Below are 25371 nucleotides of genomic sequence, written 5' to 3' on the forward strand. Positions count from 1 at the left end.
GGTGAAGATCCTTTCTGATGCGGTCAGCTGAGACCGACTCAGATGTCGAGGAAGCGGACGTCCTTGGCGTTGCGCTGGATGAACTGGCGCCGGGCCTCGACGTCCTCGCCCATGAGGACGGAGAACAGGTCGTCGGCCTGGGCGGCGTCGTCGAGGGTGACCTGGCCGAGAACGCGGTGCTCCTGGTCCATGGTCGTCACGCGCAGCTCCTCGGCGTTCATCTCGCCGAGGCCCTTGAAGCGCTGGATCGAGTCCTCCTTGACGCGCTTACCGCGCTGACGGCCCATCTCCAGCAGCGCGTCACGCTCACGGTCGGAGTACGCGTACTCGACCTCGTCCCGGCCCCACTTGATCTTGTAGAGCGGCGGACGGGACAGGAACACGTGGCCGGCCTCGACCAGCGGACGCATGAAGCGGAACAGGAAGGTCAGCAGCAGGGTGTTGATGTGCTGGCCGTCGACGTCGGCGTCCGCCATCAGGATGATCTTGTGATAGCGCAGCTTCTCGATGTCGAAGTCCTCGTGGACTCCGGTACCGAAGGCCGAGATCAGCGCCTGGATCTCCTGGTTCTGGAGGATCTTGTCGATCCGCGCCTTCTCGACGTTGAGGATCTTGCCCCGGATCGGGAGGATCGCCTGGTACTGCGGGTTGCGGCCGGACTTGGCCGAGCCGCCGGCGGAGTCACCCTCGACGATGAAGATCTCGCACTTGGTGGGGTCGTTCGACTGGCAGTCGGAGAGCTTGCCCGGCAGGGACGCGGTCTCCAGCAGGCCCTTGCGACGCGTCAGGTCACGGGCCTTGCGGGCCGCCACGCGCGCGGTGGCCGCCTGGATGCCCTTGCGGATGATGTCCGCGGCCTCGTTCGGGTTGCGGTCCAGCCAGTCGGTGAGGTGCTCGTAGACGACCTTCTGGACGAAGGTCTTCACCTCGGTGTTGCCCAGTTTGGTCTTGGTCTGGCCCTCGAACTGCGGCTCGCTCAGCTTCACCGAGATGATCGCCGTCAGACCCTCGCGGATGTCGTCACCCGTGAGGTTGTCGTCCTTGTCGCGCAGCAGCTTCTTGTCGCGCGCGTACTTGTTGATCAGCGAGGTCAGCGCGGCACGGAAGCCCTCTTCGTGCGTACCGCCCTCGTGGGTGTGGATGATGTTGGCGAAGGAGTACACACCCTCGGTGTAACCGCCGTTCCACTGCATGGCGATCTCGAGGGACAGAAGCTTGTCCTTGTCCTCCGCCTCAAGGTCGATCACGGTGGGGTGCACCGCTTCTCCCTTGCGGGAGTTGAGGTACTTCACGAAGTCGACGATGCCGCCTTCGTAGTGGTACGAGACGTGCTTGACCTCGTGCTTCTCGTCCTCGCCCGCCTCGTCCGCACCGGCGGTGGCCTTCGCCGACTCACGCTCGTCGGTGAGGCTGATGCGCAGGCCCTTGTTGAGGAACGCCATCTCCTGGAAGCGCCGCGAGAGCGTCTCGAAGGAGTAGTCGGTGGTCTCGAAGATGTCCGGGTCGGCCCAGAAGGTGACCGAGGTGCCGTGCTCGTCCGTGGCCTCGTGCTGGGCGAGCGGGGCCGTCGGGACGCCCAACTTGTAGTCCTGCGTCCAGCGGTGGCCGTCGGTCTTGATCTCGACGGACACCTTGGTCGACAGGGCGTTCACGACGGAGACACCCACGCCGTGCAGACCGCCGGAGACCGCGTAGCCGCCGCCGCCGAACTTTCCGCCCGCGTGCAGGACTGTCAGCACGACCTCGACGGCCGGCTTGCCCTCGGAGGGGACGATGCCGACCGGGATGCCACGGCCGTTGTCGACGACCCGTACGCCGCCGTCGGCGAGGATCGTGATGTCGATCGTGTCCGCGTGCCCGGCCAGGGCCTCGTCGACGGAGTTGTCGACGACCTCCTGCACCAGGTGGTGCAGGCCCCGCTCACCGGTGGAACCGATGTACATACCGGGTCGCTTGCGGACCGCGTCCAGACCCTCGAGGACGGTGATGGCGCTGGCGTCGTACGAGGCGGTGACCTCGCCGTTCGACGAGCTCGCCTCGGCGTCGGTGGACGGGATGTTCTCGTTGGGGTTGCCGGAATCGGCCACGAAGCGCCCTTTCTGGCACAGCACGAGCCAGGCTCTGGGGATCCCCCCTCCGGGGGAGGTGCCGGAGCGGCTGCGGCATGTTGCGTTGGTAAGCCTTGATCAGCGTTGCTCAGCTTTTCCCGGACGGTCCCCACGATTGGGGCGGGATTGGCCTCCAGTCTACCGGTTGCGCCGACAGTGATGGGGGTTTGCCGGTACCTGAGTCCGCATGTGCCGCCCTGAACCCGGCTCGGCCTACTCCCGATATGCGGATGGGGGCTCCAAGAGGCTCAGAGAGCCACTCAGCGCTTCCGGCCGTCAACCCATGGCTACTTAGGAGTCAGGTCGCGATTCGCAACCGCGTGCGGTTGTGCGACAAGCAGGTCGCCGGCGGTGCGTCGGGGCCGTTGTCGACTGGTGATGTGATGTCGGTCACCTGCGGCTGACGGGGTCCGTGAGGCAGGTGTGACGGGCGCCCGGAGGGGCCTGGATCCGCGTCGGAGGAGGTCGCCGGGCAGGCGCGCGGGCGAGCAGGGACGCGGGTGGGCGAGCAGGGACGCGGGTGGGCATGGAGGCGCGTGGGCAGGGACGTGGGTGGGCGGCGGGGCGGTCCACCCAGCCGGCGGCGCCTTGTGGTCGGACCGTTCCTCGGGGCCGGAGCATCGGGTCCAGGACCGAGGCGGGGTCGGAGACGTGCGCCGGGTCGGGGGCCGGCGTCTGGTGGAGAACCGGCGCCGGGACCGGGCCAGGTCCAGGGCCCAGACCGGGTCGGAGACTTGCGCCGTGTCGGGGGGCGACGGTGGTGGAGGGCCGACGGTGGTGGAGGGCCGGCGCCGAGGCCGGCTCGGCGCGGCCGGCTCGACGTGGCCGGTTCCGTCAGCCGTACGTGTCACCCGGCCCCGTGCTGCCGGGCGCGCGCAGCGGGCCGTAGCGGCGGGCGGGGCCGCCCGGGCCGTTCACCTTGATGTGCCGGACCGCGCCATGACCGAGGTCCTCGTTGAGGCGGGCGACCAGCGTCGGCGCCAGCAGCCGCAGGTTCGTCGCCCAGGCGGTGGAGTCGCAGCGCACGACCAGGACGCGCTCGTCCTCGTCGTACTTCTCCGGCACACAGTGCTTGGCGACGTCCTCGCCGACGATCTGCGGCCAACGCCCCATCACCCCGCCCACGGCGGCCGTTGTCTCCCAGCCCCGCTCGGTGATCAGGCGGTTGATGGCGGAGCCGAGCGCCATCGGATCGCGGCCGTCGGCACGCGCGCCGGAGCGCAGCCCGCCGCGCCTCGCCTGCTTCTTCTGCCGCGCCGCGTCCCCACGCGCGCGTGCCTGTTCCCTGGCCGCCCGCAGCGCCACGCGCGCGAGGTCGACGCCGGAGGGCTCGGGGGTCTTCTCGGGAGCGGGCCCGGACAGACCGCCGGTGGGAGTCCCGGAAGGGCCCCCGATCGGGCTCGCGGCGGAGCCATCGGCGGGGTTCTCAGAGGGGTTCTCGGAAGGGCTCCGGCTCATACGCGCTCCACCGCCCCCTCGGACACGGAGTACCGCGCCCCCGTCAGCACATCCGGTACGTCGTCGTCGACCGCGGCCGTCACCAGCACCTGCTCGCCGGGCGCCACCAGCTCGGCCAGCCGTTCGCGGCGCCGGGAGTCCAGCTCCGCGAAGACGTCGTCGAGGACCAGCACCGGCTCATTGCCCTCGGCCCTGAGCAGGTCGTACGACGCAAGACGCAGCGCCAGCGCATACGACCAGGACTCGCCGTGCGAGGCGTATCCCTTGGCGGGCAGCTGACCGAGTCTGAGCAGCACATCGTCCCGGTGCGGGCCCACGAGGGTGACGCCGCGCTCGATCTCCTGCTTGCGGGCCTCGGCTAGCGCCGCCATCAGCTGCTCGAAGAGGTCCTCGCGGGTGTGCGCCTCGCCGGGAGCCGACGGCTTGTAGTCCAGGGCGACCGGGCCGCCGCCGGGTGCCAGTTGCTCGTACGCCTTGTCGGCGAGCGGCTGGAGTGCGGCGATCAGGTCGAGGCGCTGGGCGAGCAACTCGGCGCCCGCGCGCGCGAGATGCTGGTCCCAGACGTCGAGGGTGGACAGGTCCATCGTGCGACCGCCGTGCCGCCGGGCCAGCGCGGCCGACTTCAGCAGGGTGTTGCGCTGCCTGAGCACCCGGTCGTAGTCGGAGCGCACGCCCGCCATGCGCGGGGAGCGGGCGGTGATCAGCTCGTCCAGGAAGCGGCGCCGCTCGCCGGGGTCGCCCTTGACCAGGGCGAGGTCCTCCGGTGCGAAGAGGACGGTGCGCACGATGCCGAGCACATCACGGGGTCTGACCTGCGAGGACCTGTTGATGCGGGCTCGGTTCGCCTTGCCGGGGTTCAGCTCCAGCTCGACCAGCTGCTGCCGGTCGCCCTGCCGCACCTGCGCCCGGATGATCGCCCGCTCGGCGCCCATGCGGACCAGGGGGGCGTCGGAGGAGACCCGATGGCTGCCGAGGGTGGCGAGATAGCCGACGGCCTCGACGAGGTTCGTCTTGCCCTGGCCGTTGGGGCCGACGAAGGCGGTGACGCCCGGGTCGAGCGGCACTTCGACCCGGGCGTACGAGCGGAAGTCGGCCAGCGACAGATGCGTGACGTGCATGGTCGTTTCGCCGACCTCCCCCAACGTGTGTGGTTCAACCGTCCCCAGCTGTGGACAACCGGGCCACCCAGGGTGCCAGATCGGCGTCCCCAGGGTGTGGACTACTTCTTCTCGACCGCGTGGCCACCGAACTGGTTCCGCAGCGCCGCGATCATCTTCATCTGCGGAGAGTCCTCCTGGCGGGAGGCGAACCGCGCGAACAGCGACGCGGTGATCGCCGGCAGCGGCACCGCGTGGTCGATGGCCGCCTCCACGGTCCAGCGTCCCTCGCCGGAGTCCTGTGCGTAACCCCGGAGCCGGTCCAGGTGCTCGTCCTCGTCGAGGGCGTTCACCGCGAGGTCCAGCAGCCAGGAGCGGATGACGGTGCCCTCCTGCCAGGAGCGGAAGACCTCCCGGACGTCGGTCACGGAGTCGGCCTTCTCCAGCAGCTCCCAGCCCTCGGCATAGGCCTGCATCATCGCGTACTCGATGCCGTTGTGGACCATCTTCGCGAAGTGGCCCGCGCCGACCTTCCCGGCGTGCACCGAGCCGAAGTCGCCCTCCGGCTTGAGGGCGTCGAAGATCGGCTGCACCTTGGCGACGTTCTCCGCGTCACCGCCGTACATCAGCGCATAGCCGTTCTCCAGGCCCCAGACGCCACCGGAGACACCGCAGTCGACGAAGCCGATGCCCTTGGCCGCCAGCTGCTCGGCGTGCTTCTCGTCGTCCGTCCAGCGGGAGTTCCCGCCGTCCACCACGACGTCGCCGGGCTCCAGCAGCTCGGCGAGCTCGTCGATGGTCGACTGGGTCGGGGCGCCTGCCGGGACCATCACCCAGACCACGCGCGGGCCGGGGAGCTTACCCACAAGCTCTTCCAGGCTGTGGACATCCGCGAGGTCAGCGTTGCGGTCGTATCCGACGACGGTGTGGCCTGCGCGGCGGATCCGCTCACGCATGTTGCCGCCCATCTTGCCGAGGCCGACGAGACCGAGCTCCATCAGTTGTGTTCCTTAGGTTGCTGTGGCGTAGGAGGCACCTTCGTACCCACGTACGAGCCTAAACCCGGACGTCCGCGCACAACTGTGGGCATACGCGCTCATACGTACACCCTCACCTGCGGGTTTCCCCACAGGCCGAGTCGGTTTCTCCCCGGCCTGTGGACAACCGTCGGTGAACGCCGGGCGCTCAGCCGCTCAGCCGCACCGGCATGATCAGGTACTTGTAGGCCTCGTCCGCCTCGGCGTCCAGCGCGGGCTTGCCGCTCAGCAGCGCCGGCTTCGTGGACGTCGTGAACGACAGCTGGGCCACCGGGGAGTCGATGGCGCTCAGGCCGTCCAGCAGGAACGTCGGGTTGAAGGCGATCGAGATGTCGTCGCCCTCCAGCTGGGCGTCGACCCTTTCCACAGCCTGTGCGTCGTCGCTGGAACCGGCCTCCAGGATCAGCACACCCTGCTCGAAGCTGAGCCGCACCGGGGTGTTCCGCTCGGCGACCAGGGCCACACGCTTGACGGCCTCCACGAAGGGGGCGGTCTCGATCACGGCGACGGAGTTGAACTCCGTCGGGAACAGGGTGCGGTACTTCGGGAGGTCGCCCTCCAGCAGTCGCGTCGTCGTACGCCGGCCGGCGCCCTCGAAGCCGATCAGGCCCTCGCCCGCGCCCGAACCGGACAGCGCCAGCGTGACGCTGTCACCGCTGGTCAGCGCCTTGGCGGTGTCCAGGAGCGTCTTGGCGGGCACCAGGGCGACCGCGGAGGCCTCCGGGTTCTCCGGCTTCCACAGGAACTCACGGACCGCGAAGCGGTAGCGGTCGGTGGAGGCGAGCGTCACCGTGTCGCCCTCGATCTCGATGCGCACACCGGTGAGGACGGGCAGCGTGTCGTCACGGCCGGCGGCGATGGCGACCTGGGCGGCGGCGGAGGCGAAGACCTCACCGGGGACGGTGCCGGTCGCGGTGGGCATCTGCGGCAGCGCCGGATACTCCTCCACAGGCAGCGTGTGGAGTGTGAACCGCGAGGAACCGCAGACCACGGTCGCCCGTACACCGTCTGTGGAAATCTCCACCGGCCGGTTGGGCAGGGCACGGCAGATGTCGGCGAGGAGACGGCCGGACACCAGCACGGTGCCCTCTTCCTCGATCTCCGCCTCCACACCCACGCGCGCGGAGACCTCGTAGTCGAAGCTGGACAGGCTGAGCTGACCGTCGTCGGCCTTGAGGAGGAGGCCGGCGAGGACAGGCGCCGGCGGACGGGCCGGGAGGCTGCGCGCCGCCCAGGCCACGGCCTCCGCGAGTACGTCGCGTTCCACCCGGATCTTCACTGTTGCCGCCTCCTGCTGTTGCCGGCGCTTCTCGGCCTGCCTGGCTTCGTCGTCTGTCTCGGTGTCGTCGGCCCCAGCGAGGGGAAGGACACCGGGAACAGTCTGACGCACCCCACTGACAGTAGGTGCCTCTCGGGGTCAAGTCGTGACGAGGGGCAGCCGGGAGCCGGACAGCGAGTTGTGCACAGGACCCCCTTCGAAACGAATTCCTCGCTCTCTCTAGTTGGGAGTAGTAGTAGGGCCTGTGGATACCGTGGATAACCGCGTTTTCCCAGCTCAGAGCAGAGATTTTGTCCACCGGCCCTGTGGGCGGAAGCAGTGGACAACCGGGTGTCTCTGTGGAGAACAGAAAGTTCTGCACACTCCATGCACAGCCTGAGGCGACTTCTCCCCAGCGCCGTCCCCAGGTTTACGCACCTTTCCCACAGGGCGGTCCGGCAGCTTCGTGTGACGCCTTTCACTCGACACGGTGAGGAGGTGCGTCGGGTTGCCGAACAGTGGACAGCGATGTGGAGAAGCTGGGGATCACTGGGGACAACTGGCTTCAGCCTGTGGGTTGTCGGTGGACAACTTGATGCACAGCCTGTGGATCTTCTCGCTGTCCACAGTCTGTGGAGATCTTTCGTCCACGAATCCACAAGTGGCTGACCTGGTCTGATCCTCTTTCAACAGGCGGGCCTGTGGACACAGTCTGGACAACTTTGCAGTCCCCAGGGTGTGGACGCGAGAAAGTCACCGAATCTGTGGAGAGAGGCCGTAACCCTGCAGGTAATCGAACAGTGGGTGTCCGTACGTACGGATCGCGCGGGAGTGCCGGCAGGGCTCGTGCGGGGTGCTGCGGGCTCATGCGGGGTGCTGCGGGCTCATGCGCGAGCCTCGGGTGGCTCGGGCAAGGGTCCCGCGGTGCTCGCGCAAGGCTCTCCGGAGGGCCCAGCCGCCGCTCATCCGGCGCTCACCGGCCGCTCATCCGCGGCTCAGGCATGACGAAGGGCGCCCAGGTGCTCGTCCCGGGGCGCCCTCAGTGACGTAGGACGGTCCTCGGCGTCCGGCGTCCGTGCCGGTGGCCGTCAGCCGTTCTTGATGCGGTTCGTGAGCTCGGTGACCTGGTTGTAGATGGAGCGCCGCTCGGCCATGAGATTGCGGATCTTGCGGTCGGCGTGCATCACCGTGGTGTGGTCGCGGCCTCCGAACAGCGCGCCGATCTTCGGCAGCGACAGGTCAGTCAGCTCACGGCACAGGTACATGGCGATCTGCCGGGCGGTCACCAGGGCACGGCCACGGGAGGTGCCGCACAGGTCCTCGACCGTCAGCCCGAAGTAGTCGGCGGTCGCGCCCATGATGGCCGTCGAGGTGATCTCCGGGGCCGAGTCCTCACCGCCCGGGATCAGGTCCTTCAGGACGATCTCCGTCAGGCCCAGGTCCACCGGCTGCCGGTTGAGCGACGCGAACGCTGTCACGCGGATCAGCGCGCCCTCCAGCTCGCGGATGTTGCGCGAGATGCGGGAGGCGATGAACTCCAGTACCTCCGGCGGGGCGTTGAGCTGTTCCTGCACCGCCTTCTTGCGCAGGATCGCGATGCGCGTCTCCAGCTCGGGCGGCTGGACGTCGGTGATCAGACCCCACTCGAAACGGTTCCGCAGCCGGTCCTCCAGCGTGACCAGCTGCTTGGGCGGCCGATCACTGGAAAGCACGATCTGCTTGTTGGCGTTGTGGAGCGTGTTGAAGGTGTGGAAGAACTCCTCCTGCGTCGACTCCTTGTCCGCCAGGAACTGGATGTCGTCGACGAGCAGGATGTCCATCTCCCGGTACCGCTTGCGGAAGCTGTCGCCCTTGCCGTCGCGGATGGAGTTGATGAACTCGTTGGTGAACTCCTCCGAGCTCACATACCGCACGCGCGTGCCCGGGTAGAGGCTGCGCGCGTAGTGCCCGATCGCGTGCAGCAGATGGGTCTTGCCGAGCCCTGATTCCCCATAGATGAACAGGGGGTTGTACGCCTTCGCCGGTGCCTCGGCGACGGCGACCGCGGCGGCGTGTGCAAAGCGGTTGGAGGCGCCGATGACGAAGGTGTCGAAGAGGTACTTCGGGTTCAGGCGCGCGGTCGGCTCACCTGGGCCGGGGGCCGGCGCGGGCTGTGCGGCCAGCGGGCCGGGCGCGCCGGTGGTGGGCAGGCTGGCGCCGACGGGGCCGCCGCGGTGCACATGGCCGGAGCCGGCGGGCGGCTCGGGCAGATCGCGCCGGGCGCCCTGGTCGTAGTCGCCGCGCGGCTGGTCGTAGTCCGACCGCTGCTGCTGCTCGTAGTCGGCCCGGCGCTGGTCGTAGTCCGGGCGCTGCTGGTGCTGATGCTGGTTCTGGTGCTGGTCGTAATCGGGCCGGCGCGGCTCGTAGTCGGGGCGGTGACCGTCGTAGGAGGACCGGTCCGTCGGCTGTGGGCGGTAGTCCTGGGAGGGCGAGCCGTAGTTGTCCTGGGTGTAGGAGTCCTGTCCGTAGGACTCCTGGGACGGCGAGGCGTACGGGTCGCGATCGGGGAAGCCGAGTCGTTGCTGCTGCCAGCCGTAGTCGTCCTGGCTCGGGCGGGGCCAGCTGCCGGGGGCGGACTCGGGGCGCTGGTACTCGCTCGGGTAGGTCGGGCGGGCGCTGGGCAGCGGGTCGGCGGCGGCGCCGGGCGTGTGCTGGTCGTCGGCGTGGTGACGACCGTAGCTCTCGTACGAGGGAAGCTCGGGCTCCTCGTAGCGAGGCTGGGGCGGGGCCTGGGACGCGGGCGGTGCCGGCGGGGCCGGGGGCTCGCCGGCGGAGTCGTCGACCGTGATCGCGATGCGGATCGGGCGACCGCACTCACGGCTCAGGGTCTCGCTGACGATCGGGGCCAGACGGCCCTCCAGTACGCCCTTCGCGAACTCGTTGGGTACGGCGAGCAGGGCGGTGTCGGCTACCAGCGCGAGGGGCTGGCAGCGCCGGATCCAGTGTTCGTCCTTGACTTCGACACCCTGTCCGCGACCTTCGCCGAGGAGCTGCTCCAGTACACGTGGCCACACTGCGGCAAGATCGGCAGGTACGTCAGCCACAGGGCACGCTCTCTCACGGGTCCCACGAACGTGTGATGTGGGACGGGTCGGGGTTTCAAATCGGGTGGAGCAAGATTCAAGGGGACAAGGGAACGAATCGGAGTTCAGCCACGGTAGTCAGGGCGGCGGGTACGGTTCAAGTTGTTGTCCCCAGCCTGTGGATAGTGTCTCGTGGCGCCCCCTGGTTTGACCGGATGGCGTAGCCGCGCGTACCGTAACCAGGTCGAGTTGTCGATGGCTGCTGCCGCCTGCCTCCGATGGGCACAGATCGCGTCAAGGTGATCGGTAAGCGGTGCACTCGGGCGTAACTGCGAGCTACTCGTGGGCGCACGGTGACAGCCAGGACGGCACCCGCCAAACACCGATTTCTTCTGGAGCCCCCGAGTGAGCAAGCGCACCTTCCAGCCGAACAACCGTCGTCGCGCGAAGACCCACGGCTTCCGGCTGCGTATGCGCACCCGTGCCGGCCGCGCGATTCTCGCGTCCCGCCGTAGCAAGGGTCGCGCCCGTCTGTCCGCCTGATCCCGGTCAGGTCATGACGTCGTGCTGCCCACCGAGAACCGGCTGAGGCGGCGCGAGGACTTCGCGACCGCGGTACGACGAGGACGCCGGGCAGGCCGCCAGCACCTCGTCGTCCATCTTCGTAGCGGTGCCACGGACCCGCACGCGCCTGGGGAGAGCGCTCCCCCGACGCGTGCGGGTTTCGTCGTGAGCAAGGCTGTGGGCGGTGCGGTCGTCCGCAACAAGGTGAAGCGCAGGCTTCGTCATCTGATGCGGGACCGAGTCGACCAGCTGCCCCCCGGTAGCCTGGTAGTCGTACGAGCGCTGCCCGGTGCGGGTGACGCCGACCATGCACAGCTGGCCCGAGACCTGGATGCCGCTCTGCAGCGGCTCCTGGGAGGGGGCGCGCGATGAAGTACCCACTGCTGGCTCTGATCAAGCTGTACCAGTGGACGATCAGTCCGCTGCTCGGGCCGGTGTGCAAGTACTACCCGTCGTGTTCTCACTACGGCTACACGGCCATCGACCGGCACGGTGCGATCAAGGGCACGGCGCTCACCGCCTGGCGCATCCTGCGGTGCAACCCGTGGTCGCTGGGCGGTGTGGACCATGTCCCGCCGCGCAAGCGCCCGCGGTGGCACGAACTGCTGCGCAACGCTTGGCGCGCACGCAAGGGCGGGACCTCCGCCGCCGAATCGGCCACCGAGGGGAAGGTTCCTTCGAGCCCGGCCGCAGAGACTCCGTCCCATGTCCAAGGAGCATGATTAGTGGACACGATTGCCAGCCTCTTCAGCTTCATCACGACACCCGTTTCCTGGGTCATCGTCCAGTTCCACTCGGTCTACGGCGCCATCTTCGGCCCTGACACCGGGTGGGCCTGGGGCCTGTCCATCGTGTCCCTGGTGATTCTGATCCGCATCTGCCTGATCCCGCTCTTCGTGAAGCAGATCAAGGCGACGCGGGCGATGCAGACGCTCCAGCCTGAGATGAAGAAGATCCAGGAGCGCTACAAGAACGACAAGCAGCGTCAGTCCGAAGAGATGATGAAGCTGTACAAGGAGACGGGCACCAACCCGCTCTCCTCGTGCCTTCCCATCCTGGCGCAGTCGCCGTTCTTCTTCGCCCTGTATCACGTGCTCAACAGCATCGCGAACAACGACACCGTCGGTGTGATCAACGAGAGCCTGCTGAAGAGCGCGCAGGAGGCGCACATCTTCGGGGCCCCGCTCGCCGCGAAGTTCACCGACAGCGCCTCTGACGTAGCCGCGCTCGATGCCTCGCTGACCACCGTCCGCATCGTCACCGCGGTCATGATCGTCCTGATGTCGGCGTCGCAGTTCTACACGCAGCGCCAGCTGATGACGAAGAACGTCGACACCACGGTGAAGACGCCGTTCATGCAGCAGCAGAAGATGCTGATGTACATCTTCCCGGTCATGTTCGCCGTCTTCGGCATCAACTTCCCCGTCGGTGTCCTCGTCTACTGGCTGACCACCAACGTATGGACCATGGGCCAGCAGATGTACGTCATCCGCAACAACCCGACTCCGGGTTCCAAGGCTCAGGCCGCCTACCTGGACCGCCTGCACAAGCGCGTCACACAGCACGGCAAGACGCGCGGTCGTGGTGAGAAGGCCATCGTCAAGGCCATCGTCGCCAAGGGCCGTGACCGCAACGAGTACGAGCGCAAGTTCATCAATGGCCTGTCCAAGGCGAATCTCGCGCCGCAGGCCGACGGCACCGTGGTCAAGAGCGAGGGCGCTGTCGCCACCCTGACCGAGGACGGTACGCCGACCACCGCCGGCACCCCCAAGCGTCAGCAGCCGAAGCGGCAGAGCAAGGCCCAGCGTCAGTCCGGCCCGAAGCAGGCCGGCGAACCGATGTCGTTGGAGAAGTCCGACGAGCCCTCGGACGCCAAGCCCGGTGCTGCCGGCAAGTCCGCGCAGAAGTCCGGCGGCAGCGGTCGCAGCAAGGCCCAGTCCGGGCAGCGCAAGGGCGGACCGCAGCGCCCCAAGTCCCCGTCCAAGAAGTAAGAAGGAGCCCATCCCGTGACGGAAGGCACCACCTCCGCCGCTGCCGAGGGTGCAGACACCCTGACCCGCCTGGAGCAGGAGGGCGAGATTGCGGCGGACTACCTCGAGGGTCTGCTCGACATCGCCGATCTTGATGGCGACATCGACATGGACGTCGAGGCCGACCGCGCCGCTGTCTCGATCATCAGCGACGCGGGCAGCCGAGACCTGCAGAAGCTGGTGGGGCGGGACGGCGAGGTGCTGGAAGCCCTCCAGGAGCTCACGCGCCTGGCCGTGCACCGGGAAACCGGGGACCGCAGCCGGCTGATGCTGGACATCGCGGGCTATCGGGCCAAGAAGCGCGCGGAGCTCTCCGAGCTGGGCGCCAAGGCCGCGGCCGAGGTCAAGAGCAGCGGTGAGCCTGTGAAGCTGAAGCCGATGTCGCCGTTCGAGCGCAAGGTCGTGCACGACGCGGTCAAGTCGGCGGGTCTGCGCAGTGAGTCCGAAGGCGAGGAGCCGCAGCGGTTCGTCGTTGTGCTTCCTGCCTGATCGGCTCGTTCGACTCTCCCGGCCCCGTCTGCCCGCCAGGCGGGGCCGAACTTTGTCAGCCTGATAGTTCTGGTGGTTCTGGTGTCGGCGCCCGGTGCGCCGCGCGGTACGGAAGGACGGTCCCCCCGTGACGGAGGCAGCGGAGCTTCCCCCTGTGCCCGAGCAGGCACGTGAGGTGTTCGGCGATCGCTTCGCTGATGCGGTCCGCTACGCCGAACTGCTCGCCGAGGCCGGTGTGCAGCGCGGCCTGATCGGCCCGCGAGAGGTGCCCCGCCTGTGGGAGCGGCATCTGCTGAACTGTGCGGTGCTCTCCGAGGTCGTTCCAGAGGGCGTGACGGTGTGCGACGTCGGTTCGGGCGCCGGTCTGCCCGGTATCCCTCTGGCGCTGGTCCGGGAGGACCTGAAGATCACTTTGCTGGAGCCCCTGCTGCGGCGTACGAACTTCCTGACGGAGGTCGTGGAGCTGCTGGGGCTGGACCATGTGACGGTCGTCCGTGGCCGCGCCGAGGAAGTCATGGGCAAGCTGCCACCGGTGCATGTGGTCACCGCACGTGCCGTGGCGCCGCTGGACCGCCTGGCCACCTGGGGCATCCCGCTGCTGCGTCCCTATGGCGAGATGCTTGCCCTGAAGGGCGACACCGCCGAGGAGGAGCTGAAGAGCGCCTCCACCGCCCTGAGCAAGCTGGGTGCCGTGGAGACGTCGATCATGCATGTCGGTGACGGCGTAGTGGATCCGCTGTCGACGGTCGTGCGAGTGGAGGTCGGCGAGAGCCCCGGCGGTGTGCGCTTCGCGGCCAAGCGAGCCAAGGCGGCTCGTACGGGACGAGCGCGTCGCCGACGCTGATCCGTCCTGACGACGAGACGTACTCCACACAAGCTGGCAAACCTACCCATGCCGGAGTGTCGCGGCTGATCGGCCACGGCTGCTGTGCATCGTGTTTCACGTGAAACGTCGCTCACTGCTGCACGGCATCATCAGTCGTGGTCGCGCCGCGGCCGAACCTCGAGATCGAAAGCCCCTCGGTTCTCTCGGAGAGGGTGCTTCCGGCAACGCTCCGTCCTCCCTGAGGGGCACGGAGTTGTCCACAGAGGTGGATTTCTCCACAGAACACCAGGCCTCACTGGTTCACGACCCCGAAGACATGGGAGGCTCTGTTCATTGCGAGCCTGAAGTCGAGGAGAGTGAATCCTTGCGGTCCGACGCCAACATCGCGGGACCGATGACCGATCCGGTCCCCGGTCCCCGTACCGAGTCGATGGGGGACGATGTTTCACGTGAAACACCGCCCCCGATGGACGACACTCCCATCGGTCGTGCTGCCCAACTGGCAGTGGAGGCTCTAGGCCGTGCCGGCGAGGGCCTGCCACGGCCCGAGCAGACCCGCGTGATGGTGGTCGCCAACCAGAAGGGGGGCGTCGGCAAGACGACGACAACCGTCAACCTTGCCGCGTCGCTGGCCCTGCATGGTGGCCGTGTGCTGGTCATCGACCTCGACCCGCAGGGCAATGCGTCCACGGCACTGGGGATCGACCACCACGCGGAAGTGCCTTCCATCTATGACGTGTTGGTCGAGAGCAAGCCGCTCGCCGAAGTCGTCCAGCCGGTCCCCGATGTCGAGGGTCTGTTCTGTGCCCCTGCCACGATCGATCTCGCCGGTGCGGAGATCGAGCTGGTGTCCCTGGTGGCACGAGAGAGCCGACTGCAGCGGGCGATCCAGGCGTACGAGCAGCCGCTGGACTACATCCTCATCGACTGCCCGCCCTCCCTCGGACTGTTGACGGTCAACGCGCTGGTGGCCGGGCAGGAAGTCCTGATCCCGATCCAGTGCGAGTACTACGCCCTGGAGGGCCTGGGTCAACTGCTGCGCAACGTCGACCTGGTGCGGGGCCACCTCAACCCCGCCCTGCATGTATCGACGATCCTGCTCACCATGTACGACGGCCGGACGCGACTTGCCTCCCAGGTCGCGGACGAGGTGCGCACCCACTTCGGTGACGAGGTACTGCGGACGAGCATCCCTCGCTCGGTCCGTATCTCCGAGGCGCCGAGCTATGGACAGACCGTGCTGACATACGATCCAGGATCGAGCGGTGCCCTGTCCTACCTTGAGGCGGCCCGAGAGATCGCGCTGAAGGGTGTCGGCGTCAGTTACGACCCGACGCACGCCCACATCGGCGCCCAGAGCAACCCGAGCATGGTGGAGGGGATCCAGTGAGCGAGCGACGGAGGGGTTTGGGCCGTGGTCTCGGCGCACTGATCCCTGCTGCACCGACGGAGAAGACAGTCGCCCAGGCTGCGATGGGGAGCCCTGCTGCTTCCTCGCCGGCCGCTGTCCCGGTGCTGACCGACCGAGGAGTGGCCGCGGCCAAGGTGGCCACGCTGCCGCCTGTTTCACATGAAACCGAGGAGCCGCCGCCGAGCAGTGCGGTGGAGGCGCCCGCGTCGGTCATGGGCGCTCACTTCGCGGAGATCCCCCTCGATGCGATCACGCCGAACCCGCGGCAGCCACGCGAGATCTTCGATGAGGATGCTCTACAGGAGCTCGTCACCTCCATCACGGAGGTCGGTCTCCTCCAGCCCATCGTCGTGCGGCAGCTCGGTCCCGCGCGGTACGAGCTCATCATGGGTGAGCGGCGCTGGCGGGCCTGCCGTGAGGCCGGCCTGGAGGCCATCCCGGCCATCGTGCGGGCCACGGACGACGAGAAGCTTCTTCTGGATGCGTTGCTGGAGAACCTGCACCGTGCCCAGCTGAATCCGATCGAAGAGGCCGCTGCCTACGATCAGCTGTTGAAGGACTTCAACTGCACGCACGATCAGCTGGCGGACCGCATCGGCCGTTCCCGGCCGCAGGTCTCCAACACCTTGCGTCTGCTGAAGCTCTCGCCGAAGGTGCAGAACCGAGTGGCCGCCGGGGTGCTCTCAGCGGGGCATGCTCGGGCGCTGCTCTCCGTCGACGACCCGGAGGAGCAGGAGCGGCTGGCCTACCGGGTGGTGGCCGAGGGGCTCTCTGTCCGCTCCGTCGAAGAGATCGTGACGCTGATGGGCTCCCGCCCGCAGAAGACTCAGCGCTCCAAGGGGCCGCGGGCCGGCTCCGTGCCGTCCCCGGCGTTGTCCGATCTTGCGACGCGGCTCTCGGATCGCTTCGAGACGCGGGTGAAGGTCGAGCTGGGTCAGAAGAAGGGCAAGATCACGGTCGAGTTCGCCTCTCCGGAGGATCTCGAGCGGATCCTCAGCACCCTCGCGCCCGGCGAGAAGCTGGCCCTCCAGAAGAGCCTTCTGGGCGATGACGTGGAGGAGACCGAGGGCTGAGGCCGCTCGGCCGGGGTTCTGCTTCCCGGTCTCCCCAGGCGGGCCGTGTCCGGTGTGTCCGGAACACGGCCCGCTCTTTTGCTTTCTGGCGGTATCGATGGAATCACATGGTGGATACGATGCGTTCGGGTATGGCGCATCCACTTGGCAGACTCCTTAAAGGAGGGCGGGGTCCATGCGAACGGTGAGCCGCACCGGACTGGTGAGCGCAGGTCTTGGTCTGGGCGCGGTCGGCGGGTTCGTCGGCAGCCTGCTCAGGGAACGAAATGCCCTGACAGCCGCTCGCGAAGCCGCGGGCGAAGGAAGCGAGGAACAGCCTTCATGGGGCGTCGGCTCGTACCGCTCACGCTGGACAACCTTCAGGACCTTCCCAAGCGCTGCCGCTCGTGTGTCTTCTGGGAGTTGGACCCGGTCAGCGGTGAAGCCGCGGTAAAGGCCGGCACGTCCGCGCTGGAGAAGGAAGCCTGGATCTCCGCCGTGCTGCTGGACTGGGGCTCCTGCGGGCGGGTCGTCTACGTCGATGACGTTCCCGTCGGTTTTGTGTTGTACGCGCCTCCGGCCTATGTCCCCCGCTCCACGGCGTTCCCCACGAGCCCTGTCTCAGCGGATGCGGTTCAGCTGATGACCGCGTTCATCATGCCGGGGTACCAAGGGCAGGGGCTGGGCCGCGTGATGGTCCAGACGGTCGCCAAAGATCTGCTGCGACGGGGCTTCAAGGCGATCGAGGCCTTCGGGGATGCACGCTGGAAGGAGCCGGCGTGTGTGCTGCCCGCAGACCATCTTCTGGCCGTGGGCTTCAAGACAGTCCGCCCGCACCCCACGTATCCCCGTCTTCGACTGGAGCTGCGGACGACGCTGTCCTGGAAGGAAGACGTGGAGATGGCGATCGACCGGCTGCTGGGGGCTGTTCAGAAGGAACCAGCGCTGAGACCGCTCTGAAGTGGGTCCGCCTTGAGACGGCGCTTGCTTGAAGCGGGCTACCCGACCGGGGCAGGATGCCGGGTAAAGCGAATGGGCCAACCCCTTGCGGGCTGGCCCATTCGTGTTTCACGTGAAACATCACTCGGCGATGAAGTCCTCAAGGTCGCGGACGATCGCGGCCTTCGGCTTGGCGCCGACGATGGTCTTGGCGACCTCGCCGTTCTGGTAGACGTTCAGCGTCGGGATGGACATGACGCCGTACTTGGCGGCCGTACCCGGGTTCTCGTCGATGTTGAGCTTGACGATCTCGATCTTGTCGCCGTACTCGGCGGCGATCGCCTCGAGGGACGGCGCGATCTGGCGGCACGGGCCGCACCAGGCGGCCCAGAAGTCCACCAGGACAGGCTTGTCGCTCTTGAGGACGTCCTGCTCGAAGGAGTCGTCGGTTACGTTCTTCAGGGTGCCGGCCACGGCGGGCTCCTTAACTGTTGGTGCGTGGGGCGGGTGGGGTGGGGTGTGGGTCAGACAGAGGTCTTCTCGGGCTCAGCAGGCTTTTCGTCCGCGAGGGCGGCGAGGAATCGCTCCGCGTCGAGGGCGGCGGAGCAGCCCGTGCCGGCCGCAGTGATCGCCTGGCGGTAGGTGTGGTCGACCACGTCGCCCGCTCCGAAGACACCGGCCAGGTTGGTGCGGGTGGAGGGGGCGCTGACCTTGAGGTAGCCCTCCTCGTCCAGGTCCAGCTGGCCCTTGAACAGTTCGGTGCGCGGGTCGTGGCCGATCGCGATGAACAGGCCGGTGACCGCCAGGTCCGAGAGCTCGCCGGTCTTGACGTTGCGCAGCTTCAGACCGGACAGCTTCTGGTCTCCCTGGACCTCGGCCACCTCGCTGTCCCAGATGAACTTGATCTTCGGGTCGGCGAAGGCGCGGTCCTGCATCGCCTTGGACGCGCGCAGGGTGTCGCGGCGGTGGACGATCGTCACGGACTTGGCGAAGCGGGAGAGGAAGGTCGCCTCCTCCATCGCGGTGTCACCGCCGCCGATGACGGCGATGTCCTGGTCCTTGAAGAAGAAGCCGTCGCAGGTGGCGCACCAGGAGACACCGCGACCGGACAGGGCGTCCTCGTTGGGCAGACCCAGCTTGCGGTGCTGGGAGCCCGTGGCGACGATGACGGCCTTCGCACGGTGGACCGTGCCCGAGGTGTCGGTGACGGTCTTGATGTCGCCGCTCAGGTCGACGCTGACGATGTCGTCCGGGACGAGTTCGGCTCCGAAGCGCTCGGCCTGGCCGCGCATGCTGTCCATGAGCTCGGGGCCCATGATGCCGTCCTGGAAGCCAGGGAAGTTCTCCACCTCGGTGGTGTTCATGAGCGCACCACCAGCGGTGACGGCGCCCTCGAAGACCAGCGGCTTCAGCGACGCGCGCGCGGTGTAGAGCGCCGCCGTGTAGCCGGCGGGCCCGGAGCCGATGATGATCACGTTACGGACGTCGCTCACGGCTTGATTCCTCGTCTCTGGACTGCGTCGTCGGACCGGGGGAGCCCCTTTGAGAACTCTCACCCCACCCAACGGATCCTAAGGGGCGCGCATTCCCACTGTGTCCGGGCACACGGCGACGCCACACCCCAGGGGTTGCCACGGGGCCGGAGCCGAACCGTCGGGGTCTCAGCGACGTGCGAAGGAGTCCTTGAGGAGAACCTCCGCCGGGCCGGACGACGGATGTGTCACACAGGTCGCGTCCACGACGTAGACGTTGACCCGGCTGTCGTCCGTGGCTTCGGGCATCACGACGAGCAGAGCGTCCTTCCCCTTGTAGACGCCTTCCTCCGTCGCAATCGCCGAGCCGCTGCGGCCGATGCCCTTCTGGACGCACTCGGGGACTGTGACGGCACGGAAGACCCGAGGCCGCTCGGTGTCGGGACCGCCTTCCACACCCATGCTGCGCTCCGGCTTGCGGGAGCCACTCCCGGAGCTCTCGCTCTTGGTCAGGAGGTCGGCGACCTGACTGTCGAGCTTCCCGGCGGAGAAGGTGTCGGCGGCGGTTTGCCCGCCGTCCGCCGACGGTCCCGAGCCTCCGCCGCCCATGAGTGAGGTCAGCAGTACCGAGCCGAGCCCGAGGGCGGCGGCTGTGAAGGCGGCGCTCAGGACGGCGACCTTGCGTCGCCCTGTCTTCTTGCGCTCCTTGCGGCCGGGTCCGGTCGTCGAGGAACGGGGTCGCCCTGTCGGACGGTCTGCCGCGGGCGATGTTTCACGTGAAACATGCGCGGCGTCGTCCGCAGCGGATGTCGTCGCGGACGCACCGGCGAGCGCGGCCGGGGCCCTGTCATCGGAAGCTGTGGCGTTGAGGAGGGCTTCTGCGGCCAGAGCCGCGTCGATGCGTTCGGCGACATCAGCGGGCATCCGCGAGGGTCCCGGTAGCGTGCCGAGCAGCCCTCGGATCTCCTCCAAGGATGCGTGGACGTCTGCGCACAGCTCGCACTCGTCCAGATGCCGCCGGAGATCGGCCGCCCTGGACGGAGGGAGCAGCCCCTCGGTGAGGTCGGAGATCTCGGCGACGTCCGGGTGCCCGGCCGTGTCTGTCGTGGATGTCACGCTCGCCCACCTCCGCCCTTCACAGCAGTTGAATCACTAGGCCCGGTATCAGGCGGGTCCGTGCCCTGCCCCGAAGCTTGGTCCGTGGCAGAAGGGCCCGCTGCCGGTGGGACGGATGTCTCCTGCGTCCGGTTCCGCCTTCGGCCGTCCTCCTTGCCTTCTCCGGCGCCTCCCGGGCGCAGATGAGTGAGGAGAGGCAGGAGTCTGGCTCTGCCCCGCGCGCATCGGCTCTTGATCGTGCCGGTCGGTACATCGAGGATCCGGGCTGCTTCCGCGACCGGGTATCCCTGCATGTCCACCAGAACGAGCGCCGCCCGCTGGTCGGCCGGCAGTGTGCCGAGAGCCTCCAGTAGCTGGCGGTGTAGATCGTTGCGCTCTGCGGGCGCCGAGGCGGACTCGTGCGGCTCCAGCAGCTGCTCCAGGCGCTCGGTGTCGTCCACCGGCGACGTCTTGCGGGAGGCCGCCTTGCGGGCGCGGTCCAGGCAGGCGTTCACCGTGATCCGGTGCAGCCACGTTGTGACGGCCGACTGGCCCCGGAAGGTGTGGGCGGCCCGGTAGGCGGAGACGAGGGCGTCCTGGACGGCGTCAGCGGCCTCCTCGCGGTCCCCCAGAGTCCGCACGGCCACCGCCCACAGTCGGTCCCGGTGCCGGCGCACGAGCTCACCGAAGGCGTCCGGGTCGCCGGCCACATGGCGGGACAGCAGATCCGCATCTGTTGCCTCGGTGTCGATGTGATCACCTCTCACGAACCCGCTCCTACCGCTGCGACAGCAGTTTTTGGCCCAGCGAACAGTCCGTCAAGGGGTGCCCTGGTGCTGACGCCGATTGCGTTTGCTCTCAAGATCATCCGAGTCTACGGTCAGCGAGTAAGTCACAAGTGGTTCCTAGTTCTTGGGGGTAACGTGAGATTTTCGCGTCGGGTGATGACTGTGGTCGCCCTGGGGTCCGCCGCCGTCCTGGCAAGCGCTGGTTCAGCAATGGCAGACAGCGTCGTGTTCACCAATCCGTCTTCGGCCGGCTATGGCTCCTTCGTGTCGGAAGGCGAGAAGGTCACGATCTGCGACTCACGCGCCGACGGGTACGGCGTGAACTTCTTCCTCACGGATCGCTGGAGCGGCGCACTCCTCGGGAAGGGCCACATCGGGGGGAAGGGCAAGTGCGCCAACTTTGACTACGCTCTGGCCGAAGGCCGGGATGTGTGTATTGACGTCTCGCTCTACAAGAACGGCGTGATCAAAAACGGGTCCGGCAACACGGGTTGCACCAGGGCCTGAGCGCGGTATCCCGGATGAATGGGCGGGGACTCGATCGACGGGTCCCCGCCCCATCCATTGCTCAGCTGGTCACCTTGATGTCCGCCACCCGGCCACGGAACTGCCCGTCATCGGCCTGCTTCGGCAGATCGGTCAGCCAGACCAGAAGGTAACGGGCCTTGACGGCATCACCCGGCTTGAGCGTCACGCTCGTGCCTGAACCTTCGGCAACCTTGGCAAAGCCGTCGAGGGACGTCGGTTCCGAGCCGGTGTCACCGGAGGCGGCACGCAGTTCCACAGAGGTGTCGCCCACGAAGGTGACGGTCACCTTGCCCACCTGCTGGACCTTCCCGAGATCGAGAATGACGCCGACGCCCGACTTCAGCCGCCCGAAGTCGGAGCTCGCGTAGTAGCTCGTCTGCCAGTAGGAACTCGCATCGGAGTCACGGACGCTGTCTATGTCCCTCGAATTTTCGGAGCCGTCCGAGCCGAGCGGGTCGAAGTCACGGGCACTTTGGATCGCGATCGGCTTGCTCACCGGCTTCGCCGGGTTCTTGTCGTTGCCGTCTGTCGTCTGCGTCTGGTCGGGATCGTCGGAGTTGTTGCCCTGGTCCATGAGGGCGTCTGCCAACTGCCAGCTGCCGAGGCCCAGCGCGGCGATGAGAAGCGCCGAGACGGCCCACTTGAGAGCTTTGCCGGTGCGGCTCTGAAGTGGGGGTGGCGGGGTCGGTACCGGCTGGGTGACGCCCGGATGCGGCGCCTGGCGGCCGTACGTGCCCTGCTGGTACGTGGTGCGCTGGTAGTCCGGCGGCGTCGTGAACGAGGGCTCCGGCGGGCGGATGCGGGGCATCTCGCCGATCGCCTTCACCAGTTCCTCCGGCGTCGTGCACGCGGACTCGTGGCGGGAGGCGGTCGCGCCGTTGTTGACCAGCGCACGCATGGCCAGTTCGGACAGGCCACGGTGCACGCCCGCCCGCACCTGGTCGGGGGCGATCAGACCGACGTCCTTGGGCAGGCCGGACAGACCGTAGGCGTCGCTCTCGTACGGCCAGCGCTGGGTGAGCGCCGCGTACAGCAGCGCGCCGATGGCCTCCGTGTCCGTGCGCTGCGGGGTCTCGGATGTGATGCCGCGCAGGGCGGCGTTCACGGCGAGGCCGCGGATGCGCCACTGGCCGGACGAGGTGCGCAGAACGGCGTTCGGGTTGAGGCGCAGATGGGCCAGGCCCTCACGGTGGGCAGCAGCCATCGCGGCGGACACCTGGGTGACCATCTGATAGGCGTCGTACACCTCCAGCGGCCCGGCGGCGAGCAGCGTGGTCATCTCGGTGGCGTCGGGGAGCCACTCGTGAACGACGTAGACCAGATCGTTTTCCTCGACCGCGTCGAGGACCTGGACGAATCGAGGGTCGCCGAGCAGCGCGGAGGAGCGGGCCGCGGCCAGCACGGAACGCGCCCGCGTGTGATCCGCGGGCAGGATATGGACGCCTACGGCGCGCCGCAGTTTCTCGTCGACCGCACGCCAACTGCTGAAGCCGTCCAGACGGGTGACACACTCCTCGAGCCGGTAGCGTCTGGCGAGCTTGTGGCCGCTGTGCAGCTCGGGTGCTGAGGCCTTTCCGGAACTCTCGGTCCCGCCGCTCCCCTGCGCCTCGTCGGTGTCCGTGTCCCGCTCCCGATTCTTGGCCACCCCGTCGGCCGTGGACTGGTCCGCCTGAGCGGTCAGCGGCTCATCACCGCTGTTGTCTGCCACGTCGACGGCAGCCGTGCTCCGTTCCGCCACCGTCGTTCCTGCCTCCCCATCCATCGCGCGCGTTCCGACTCAGTGCGCGCCGTCCGACGCCGAAACCAATTGTGCCCACAGTCCGCCGCTAAGCACGACACACGATGGCGGACGATGGTTGTGCGCGTACCCCCACTTCAGCGACCCAGGCGCCCGCGGACCATGCCGACCAGCGAGTTCAGCTCTTCGATGCGCATCCGGCGGGCGGCGACGAAGAAGACCCCGAGCAGCACTGCTCCACCGCCCAGCAGCGCGGCGAAGGACCCGATGACACCCTGACCGAGGGTCTGGGCGATCCCGTAGCAGGCCGCACCACTCAGCAACGTGGCCGGAACCGAGGCCAGACAGAGCCGGGTGTACGTCTGCCTCACCCGGGCGCCGTCCAGGTCACCGCCCAGCTTCACGCGCAGTCGTCGCCAGGCGATGCCGACGCCGATCACATAGGCCAGGCCGTACGAGGCGGCCATGCCGACCACGGCCCAGCGGGCCGGCAGAACGAGGTAGCAGACGGCGGAGGCGACGGCGTTGCCGGCGGCCACGATGACCGTGTTGTAGAAGGGCGTGCGGGTGTCCTCGTAGGCGTAGAAGGCACGCAGCACGACGTACTGCACGGAGTACGGGATCAGGCCGAGGCCGAAGGCCATCAGCATGTAGCCCATGTTGGTGGCCTCGCTCGTGCCCGAGGAGCCGAACATCAGCGTGCACATCGGGATGCCGAGCGCCAGGAAACCGAAGGCGAGCGGCACGATCGCGACCGCGGTCGTGCGCAGGCCCTGCGAGATGTCGTCCCGTACGGCGCCCGAGTCGTCCTCGGCGGCCGAGCGGGAGATGCGTGGCAGCAGGGCGGCCATCAGGGAGACGGTGATGATGGCTTGCGGGAGGCCCCAGATGAGCTGGGCGTTGGCGTAGGCGCTGAATCCGGTGCCCTTGACGTCGGAGTCCGTGATGGCCGCCGTGGCGAGTTGGGTCACGACGAGGGCGCCCGCCTGGTTGGCGAGAACGAAGAAGATCGTCCATTTGGCCAGCATTGCGGCCTTGCCGAGGCCGTGGCCCTTCCAGTCGAAGCGAAGGCGAAGCTTGAACCCGGTCTCGCGAAGATAGGGGATCATTGCGAGGGCCTGGACGACAAGACCGAGGAGGACGCCGACTCCGAGCAGGCGAACGGCCTCCGGGGGAATGGTCGTGACGTCCATGCCTGAGTGCGCGGCGGTCCCGTACACCCAGAGGAAAGTCCCGAGCGTCACGATGATGACGATGTTGTTCAGGACCGGTGTCCACATCATCGCGCCGAAACGGCCGCGGGCATTGAGGATCTGCCCCATCACCACGTGGATACCCATGAAGAAGATCGAGGGCAGGAAGTACCGGGTCAAGGTCACCGCGGTCTCATTGGCCGCGGGATCATTGGCCAGGGGCGTGGAGAGTCCTCGGACCAGGTACGGGGCGGCGAACATGCCGAGTGCGGTGAGGGCACCCAGGGCCACCATGACCACGGTCAGCAGCCGGTTGGCGTACGCCTCACCGCCGTCCTCGTCCTCCTTCATGGCGCGGACGAGCTGGGGGACGAACACGGAATTGAGGCCGCCGCCCACCGTAAGGATGTAGATCATCGTCGGCAGCTGGTAGGCCACCTGGAACGACTCACCGAGCAAACCCAGGCCGAGTGCTGACACGATCATTGCTGACCGGACGAACCCGGTCAGCCGGGACACCATCGTGCCCGCCGCCATCACCGCGCTCGACTTCAGCAGGCCGCCGCCCTTGCCGCTCTTCTTCGCGGCGGGTGCGGACTCGGGAGCGGCTGCCGGGGCAGGGGCCTCGGCCACGGGAGGTGCGGGCGGTGCCGGCTGCTGGACCGCGGCCGGCACCGGGGACGGCCCGGGGACCGTCGGCGGCTGGTAGTGCGGGTGGCCGCCGGCCTGCTGCTGGTCCCGGAAGAGGTGAGCGAAGGCGTCGTGCTCCGGGCGGTCCCCGGTGGAGTGCGTGACGAGGTCGTCGACGCCCACGTACTGGGTCGAGCGGGGGTCGTCGCCGTACGGAAGGTACTGGGAAGGGCCCTCCGGCTCGGGGGCCGGTGTCTGGGCCCACACCTGCGGGTCGGGGGCGTACGGCGACTGGGGCGGCTGTCCGTAGAGCGGCTGCTGCGGCTGGTACGAGCCCGGCGGGGGCGGCGGGTGGGCGGCGCGGTCGTACAGCGCCTCGGCGACCGGATCCTGGGCGGTGAGGTCCTGCGCCCGGTAGGGGTCCTGGTCGTAGGCGTCCTGGAGGTACATGTCCGCGGGGTGCTGCGGCGGTACCTGGCCCTGCTCGGGCGGCGGGCCCTCGGGGCGCCCCGAGCCGCCCGCGGCCTGGCCGCGGTCACCGTCGTACGGCGCGTTCATGGTTACCCCACCTCATCGTCCCGGGCCCACCGGCCACG

Annotated in this window: 22 protein-coding genes; 10 read left to right on the top strand and 12 right to left on the bottom strand. The window is 68.1% G+C overall.

Annotated features, from left to right (window positions below; translation table 11 throughout):
* Positions 1 to 38: 38 nt before the first annotated feature.
* The 6 genes from gyrB to dnaA all read right to left on the bottom strand — a co-directional run bounded on the left by gyrB (position 39) and on the right by dnaA (position 10041).
* The gene (gene gyrB / locus ACHBTE_RS09600; RefSeq protein ID WP_394723153.1) at positions 39 to 2087 is read right to left on the bottom strand and encodes a DNA topoisomerase (ATP-hydrolyzing) subunit B; all 2049 of its coding nucleotides are present in this window, start codon (positions 2085 to 2087) and stop codon (positions 39 to 41) included.
* Between the two features lie 855 nt (positions 2088 to 2942).
* Entirely contained in the window at positions 2943 to 3566 is a 624-nt protein-coding gene (locus ACHBTE_RS09605; RefSeq protein ID WP_394723154.1) for a DUF721 domain-containing protein, read from the bottom strand.
* Complete coding sequence (gene recF / locus ACHBTE_RS09610; RefSeq protein WP_394723156.1) at positions 3563 to 4684, bottom strand: DNA replication/repair protein RecF; 1122 nt, start codon at positions 4682 to 4684, stop codon at positions 3563 to 3565. Before recF ends, ACHBTE_RS09605 begins: the two co-directional genes overlap by 4 nt.
* Positions 4685 to 4785: 101 nt before the next feature.
* On the bottom strand, positions 4786 to 5661 hold the full coding sequence (gene gnd / locus ACHBTE_RS09615) for a phosphogluconate dehydrogenase (NAD(+)-dependent, decarboxylating) (protein WP_394723158.1): 876 nt from the start codon (positions 5659 to 5661) through the stop codon (positions 4786 to 4788).
* A gap of 187 nt (positions 5662 to 5848) precedes the next feature.
* Positions 5849 to 6979 carry a DNA polymerase III subunit beta gene (dnaN, locus tag ACHBTE_RS09620; protein WP_394723277.1) on the bottom strand — a complete coding sequence of 377 codons (1131 nt, stop codon included), beginning with the start codon at positions 6977 to 6979 and terminating at the stop codon, positions 5849 to 5851.
* A gap of 1067 nt (positions 6980 to 8046) precedes the next feature.
* Positions 8047 to 10041: a chromosomal replication initiator protein DnaA gene (gene dnaA / locus ACHBTE_RS09625; protein WP_394723159.1), complete on the bottom strand. Its 1995-nt coding sequence runs from the start codon at positions 10039 to 10041 to the stop codon at positions 8047 to 8049.
* Positions 10042 to 10425: 384 nt separating this feature from the next.
* Between dnaA and rpmH the strand changes: the two genes are divergently transcribed.
* The 9 genes from rpmH to ACHBTE_RS09670 all read left to right on the top strand — a co-directional run bounded on the left by rpmH (position 10426) and on the right by ACHBTE_RS09670 (position 17352).
* The gene (gene rpmH / locus ACHBTE_RS09630; protein WP_003956500.1) at positions 10426 to 10563 is read left to right on the top strand and encodes a 50S ribosomal protein L34; all 138 of its coding nucleotides are present in this window, start codon (positions 10426 to 10428) and stop codon (positions 10561 to 10563) included.
* 21 nt (positions 10564 to 10584) lie between these two features.
* Complete coding sequence (rnpA, locus tag ACHBTE_RS09635) at positions 10585 to 10956, top strand: ribonuclease P protein component (protein WP_345015364.1); 372 nt, start codon at positions 10585 to 10587, stop codon at positions 10954 to 10956.
* A complete protein-coding gene (gene yidD, locus ACHBTE_RS09640) occupies positions 10953 to 11306 on the top strand; it encodes a membrane protein insertion efficiency factor YidD (protein WP_394723160.1) in 354 nt (117 codons plus the stop codon). The genes rnpA and yidD overlap by 4 nt, the downstream gene beginning before the upstream one ends.
* A gap of 3 nt (positions 11307 to 11309) precedes the next feature.
* On the top strand, positions 11310 to 12575 hold the full coding sequence (gene yidC / locus ACHBTE_RS09645; RefSeq protein ID WP_394723161.1) for a membrane protein insertase YidC: 1266 nt from the start codon (positions 11310 to 11312) through the stop codon (positions 12573 to 12575).
* Positions 12576 to 12590: 15 nt separating this feature from the next.
* Positions 12591 to 13103, top strand: coding sequence for a protein jag (locus ACHBTE_RS09650; protein WP_394723162.1), 513 nt, complete (start codon positions 12591 to 12593; stop codon positions 13101 to 13103).
* A gap of 127 nt (positions 13104 to 13230) precedes the next feature.
* Positions 13231 to 13947, top strand: coding sequence for a 16S rRNA (guanine(527)-N(7))-methyltransferase RsmG (rsmG, locus tag ACHBTE_RS09655; RefSeq protein WP_394723163.1), 717 nt, complete (start codon positions 13231 to 13233; stop codon positions 13945 to 13947).
* Between the two features lie 298 nt (positions 13948 to 14245).
* Positions 14246 to 15319 carry a ParA family protein gene (locus ACHBTE_RS09660; protein ID WP_394723278.1) on the top strand — a complete coding sequence of 358 codons (1074 nt, stop codon included), beginning with the start codon at positions 14246 to 14248 and terminating at the stop codon, positions 15317 to 15319.
* Positions 15316 to 16413 (top strand): ParB/RepB/Spo0J family partition protein, encoded by a 1098-nt coding sequence (locus ACHBTE_RS09665; RefSeq protein WP_394723164.1) that lies wholly within the window; start codon positions 15316 to 15318, stop codon positions 16411 to 16413. Before ACHBTE_RS09660 ends, ACHBTE_RS09665 begins: the two co-directional genes overlap by 4 nt.
* Before the next feature lie 321 nt (positions 16414 to 16734).
* Entirely contained in the window at positions 16735 to 17352 is a 618-nt protein-coding gene (locus ACHBTE_RS09670; RefSeq protein WP_394723165.1) for a GNAT family N-acetyltransferase, read from the top strand.
* 120 nt (positions 17353 to 17472) lie between these two features.
* On the opposite strand, the gene trxA is transcribed toward ACHBTE_RS09670, so the two are convergent.
* The 4 genes from trxA to sigM all read right to left on the bottom strand — a co-directional run bounded on the left by trxA (position 17473) and on the right by sigM (position 20665).
* The gene (trxA, locus tag ACHBTE_RS09675; protein WP_007492540.1) at positions 17473 to 17805 is read right to left on the bottom strand and encodes a thioredoxin; all 333 of its coding nucleotides are present in this window, start codon (positions 17803 to 17805) and stop codon (positions 17473 to 17475) included.
* 50 nt (positions 17806 to 17855) lie between these two features.
* Positions 17856 to 18824, bottom strand: a complete 969-nt coding sequence (trxB, locus tag ACHBTE_RS09680) for a thioredoxin-disulfide reductase (RefSeq protein WP_394723166.1) — start codon at positions 18822 to 18824, stop codon at positions 17856 to 17858.
* A gap of 168 nt (positions 18825 to 18992) precedes the next feature.
* Complete coding sequence (locus ACHBTE_RS09685) at positions 18993 to 19919, bottom strand: anti-sigma factor family protein (RefSeq protein WP_394723167.1); 927 nt, start codon at positions 19917 to 19919, stop codon at positions 18993 to 18995.
* Entirely contained in the window at positions 19916 to 20665 is a 750-nt protein-coding gene (sigM, locus tag ACHBTE_RS09690) for an RNA polymerase sigma factor SigM (protein WP_394723168.1), read from the bottom strand. The genes ACHBTE_RS09685 and sigM overlap by 4 nt, the downstream gene beginning before the upstream one ends.
* A 231-nt stretch (positions 20666 to 20896) precedes the next feature.
* On the opposite strand from sigM, the gene ACHBTE_RS09695 reads away from it, so the two are divergent.
* Complete coding sequence (locus ACHBTE_RS09695; protein ID WP_394723169.1) at positions 20897 to 21193, top strand: hypothetical protein; 297 nt, start codon at positions 20897 to 20899, stop codon at positions 21191 to 21193.
* A 61-nt stretch (positions 21194 to 21254) separates the two neighbouring features.
* On the opposite strand, the gene ACHBTE_RS09700 is transcribed toward ACHBTE_RS09695, so the two are convergent.
* Entirely contained in the window at positions 21255 to 22952 is a 1698-nt protein-coding gene (locus ACHBTE_RS09700; protein WP_394723170.1) for a protein kinase family protein, read from the bottom strand.
* A gap of 137 nt (positions 22953 to 23089) precedes the next feature.
* Positions 23090 to 25333 (bottom strand): murein biosynthesis integral membrane protein MurJ, encoded by a 2244-nt coding sequence (gene murJ, locus ACHBTE_RS09705; protein WP_394723171.1) that lies wholly within the window; start codon positions 25331 to 25333, stop codon positions 23090 to 23092.
* Positions 25334 to 25371: the final 38 nt, after the last annotated feature.

It is taken from the genome of Streptomyces sp. M41 (genome assembly GCF_043673425.1).
Classification (GTDB): Bacteria; Actinomycetota; Actinomycetes; order Streptomycetales; family Streptomycetaceae; genus Streptomyces.

What these genes read in the sequence shown, in the direction of transcription:
- ACHBTE_RS09605 (WP_394723154.1), bottom strand. Translation starts at nt 3,566, where the DNA reads ATGAGCCGGAGCCCTTCCGAGAACCCCTCTGAGAACCCCGCCGATGGC.
- recF (WP_394723156.1), bottom strand. Translation starts at nt 4,684, where the DNA reads ATGCACGTCACGCATCTGTCGCTGGCCGACTTCCGCTCGTACGCCCGG.
- gnd (WP_394723158.1), bottom strand. Translation starts at nt 5,661, where the DNA reads ATGGAGCTCGGTCTCGTCGGCCTCGGCAAGATGGGCGGCAACATGCGT.
- yidD (WP_394723160.1), top strand. Translation starts at nt 10,953, where the DNA reads ATGAAGTACCCACTGCTGGCTCTGATCAAGCTGTACCAGTGGACGATC.
- ACHBTE_RS09660 (WP_394723278.1), top strand. Translation starts at nt 14,246, where the DNA reads ATGGGAGGCTCTGTTCATTGCGAGCCTGAAGTCGAGGAGAGTGAATCC.
- ACHBTE_RS09670 (WP_394723165.1), top strand. Translation starts at nt 16,735, where the DNA reads ATGGGGCGTCGGCTCGTACCGCTCACGCTGGACAACCTTCAGGACCTT.
- ACHBTE_RS09695 (WP_394723169.1), top strand. Translation starts at nt 20,897, where the DNA reads ATGGCAGACAGCGTCGTGTTCACCAATCCGTCTTCGGCCGGCTATGGC.
- murJ (WP_394723171.1), bottom strand. Translation starts at nt 25,333, where the DNA reads ATGAACGCGCCGTACGACGGTGACCGCGGCCAGGCCGCGGGCGGCTCG.